The sequence below is a fragment of the Anaerobiospirillum sp. NML120448 genome (genome assembly GCF_023050945.1).
In the GTDB taxonomy this organism is placed as follows: Bacteria; Pseudomonadota; Gammaproteobacteria; order Enterobacterales; family Succinivibrionaceae; genus Anaerobiospirillum.
In genome coordinates this window covers 1-2,895 of the sequence record NZ_JALKIM010000136.1, presented here as the reverse complement: position 1 = coordinate 2,895, position 2,895 = coordinate 1, and the positions used below count along the sequence as shown (strand labels likewise).

1 protein-coding gene is annotated in these 2,895 nt (G+C 38.4%); it reads left to right on the top strand.

Translation table 11 applies throughout. From position 1 onward, the window contains the following. Positions 1-67: 67 nt before the first annotated feature. Entirely contained in the window at positions 68-2,878 is a 2,811-nt protein-coding gene (locus tag MXE38_RS12015) for an IS3 family transposase (RefSeq protein WP_246915398.1), read from the top strand. Positions 2,879-2,895 lie beyond the last annotated feature (17 nt).

Sequence of the window (2,895 nt, the reverse complement as noted above, 5' to 3'; positions counted from 1 at the left end):
TGATCTAGTAAAATATAATCATATAAACAATTAAGCAAGTTTTAGTTGAAATCAAAAGGAGTTAGCAATGGCTAACAATAGTAAAATTACATCGACAGATATCGAACTGTTGTATGACCTTTTAAAGCAGGGTATTAGTCAGCATAAAATTGCGAAGCAGCTAAATATTTCTGGTGCACATGCAGGCAGATTAACTTACTGCTTAAACATTCATGGCTTGGAGAAACTGAAGCAGTTTCCACAAATGCCAACAAATCCCAACATCAAACTTGATATGTTGTCAGCTATTGTAGAGTTTCAGTTGGCTTTTAAGTTACCAATTTGGAAAACTGCATGTATCTTCTCATTGCCAGTAAGAATCTTAGAGAATGCTGTAAACCAACGTAAAAAGTATGGACATGAGTTGGTTAATGCAGGAATTGCTTCAATTCCTGCAGAGGTCAATAGAGAGTTTATTGAGGGTGATATTGCTAAATACAACCCTGGTAAGAGTATTAAGCAAATACGCAGCGAATATAGGGAAGCTTGTGAGCAACAAGAGGTATCTGTAGCTCCACAAGATGTTCAGCCTATTAGTACAACCAATGTCCAAGCTAGAACAAGAGACTTGAAGCTCGAAGAGTTTCGTCCAAGCGAAAATATGGTAGAGGACATCATATATCTATCTCAACATGGTGTAAAAGCATGTGAGTTAGTGAGGCTATATGAAATACAAGCTTCACAAGCAAGCCGCATATTACAGTTTATTTCTATCCATGGAGTAGAAGAGTATAGACGTCTTCCTACTTTAACCGAGCAAGGTGGCTTTGAAAATAAGCACATAGCTAGCATGTTAGAGTTTGCTATTGCTTACAATATTCCTTCTAATCAAGCAGGTTTAATTTTCAAGGTTACTGAAAGAAGATTAATAACTATGCGCAATCTTCGCAAAAAAGAAGGTAGACCTTTATATGATGCCAGCATAGCGAATTTACCATCAACAGCAAATCCTGAGGTGGTGCAAAGCATTATAAGAAAGTTCAACCCTTGTATGACTCAAGAACAACTAAACACCTTATATATGTTTAGAAAGCAAAATGAGTTATGGGGAGACTCTGTTGATTTTTCAAGTGATAAGTCTTTTACACAAGAGCAATATAACAAATATATTAGCTCCCAGCCAACTTTAGCTGTAAATAACATGCATAAAAATGATTCCAATGCTTTGAATGATGAAGCAGTGTCTGACAAGCCTCTGGAGGAAGTTAGTGCTTTTGAAAGTGAAGTAGTAACTGACGTACCTCAGGAGGAAGCTAATGCTTTTGATAATGAGGCGGTATCTGACATGCCTCAATATGAAGCTAGTGCTTTTGAGGATGAAGCAGTAACTGACGTTTCTAAGGTGGAAGTTGAGACTTTAGGGAATGAGGCAGAATCAATTGCAACTCATCTAGAAGAGATTGATAGCTCTAACATTAAGGCTAAACCTATTATTGTTGGCTCATCCAGCACTAATAGAACCACTGTAGACTCATTGCCTGAGCCAGTCATGGGGCGAGCTCGTGCAGAAGTTAAAGCCTACAGAGGCAAGAAAAAAGACCTCAATCGTGAGCTTACTAACGCAAATAAAGAGCAAAAGCGACTTCTTGCTCAAAAGGCTCAAGATGCTGAACAAACAGCTAATGCAGCCAATGACGACCCTGAGAGTATTGCCATTAGCATAGCTCTGGAGCACATTGATAAAACTCTTGATTCTTTATCACATGGTATTCCTGCTAAGGAGTATAAACGAGTAAAAGGACAGGCTGGTAGAGATCCTATTATTGATATTACAAGTGAGGGTTTTACTGATCTGCCTGCAGATGTCCAATATAGGGAGCTTAAGAGGTATGCTCAAGAGATTAGCTCTATGAGGGAAGCTTTAAAAAAAAAGCAAGAGCTAACCGCAATCTTGAGTAATAAGCACTTAACTAAAGGCGAAAAAACAAAGCTCAAGGTAGAAAAATATCTTGAGCTTGTTGAAGAGCAACCCGATATTATAAAGGGTGTGGCAATGAAAGCTTTTGGCATTAATGCACAGCAAGTAAATTACTATAAGAACGTAAGAACTGAAGTGCGTAAAGATTACATTGCTAAAAATAAAGCTCTTGATGAAGCCACCAAGGAAATCTACGATGAGCACGATGGTAAGATTGGGGTGCATACTGTAAGAATGTTGCTTTTAAGACGCGAAATATCAGTTAGTGTGCCAACTGTAAGAAAGTCATTGCGTAGACAGGGACTAGAGTATGTAAGTCCAGTAGATAAGAGTAATTACAACTCTTATAAAGGCAATATTGGTAAAATTGCGCCTGATTTGGTCAAAAGAAACTTCAATCCATCTCGCCCTTTTGAAATCGTGACTACTGATATTACTATGTTCCCGTGTGTAGGAGGAACTAACTTGTACCTGTCAGTCTATCTCGATTTATTTAATAATGAAGTGCTCTCATATGCAATATCGGCTTCACCATCTCAGGAATTTGCCATGAGTAGCTTTGCAGAGGCTCGTAAAATGCAGCCAGAAGGGGTGAAGACAATTTATCACTCAGATCAGGGCTCTCACTATCAGCATCATGAGTATGTTGCTGTTTTTGAGAACAATGAATATATGGTTCAAAGCATGTCCAGAAAGGGCAACAGCTTGGATAATGGTGCTATGGAAAGCTTCTTTGGTCGAGCCAAATGCGATTTAGGCTACTTAAAAAGAAGTAACTATCTACCTTATGATGAATTGTCCCATAAGTTGCAGTTGTATATTTCAAAATACAACAACGCCCGTCCTCAGGAGCGATTAAATGGATTATCTCCTGTAGAGTATAAGAACCAGTGGGAGAAAACCCAAAATAAGCCGATCTAGTAACACAATAGAGTTAC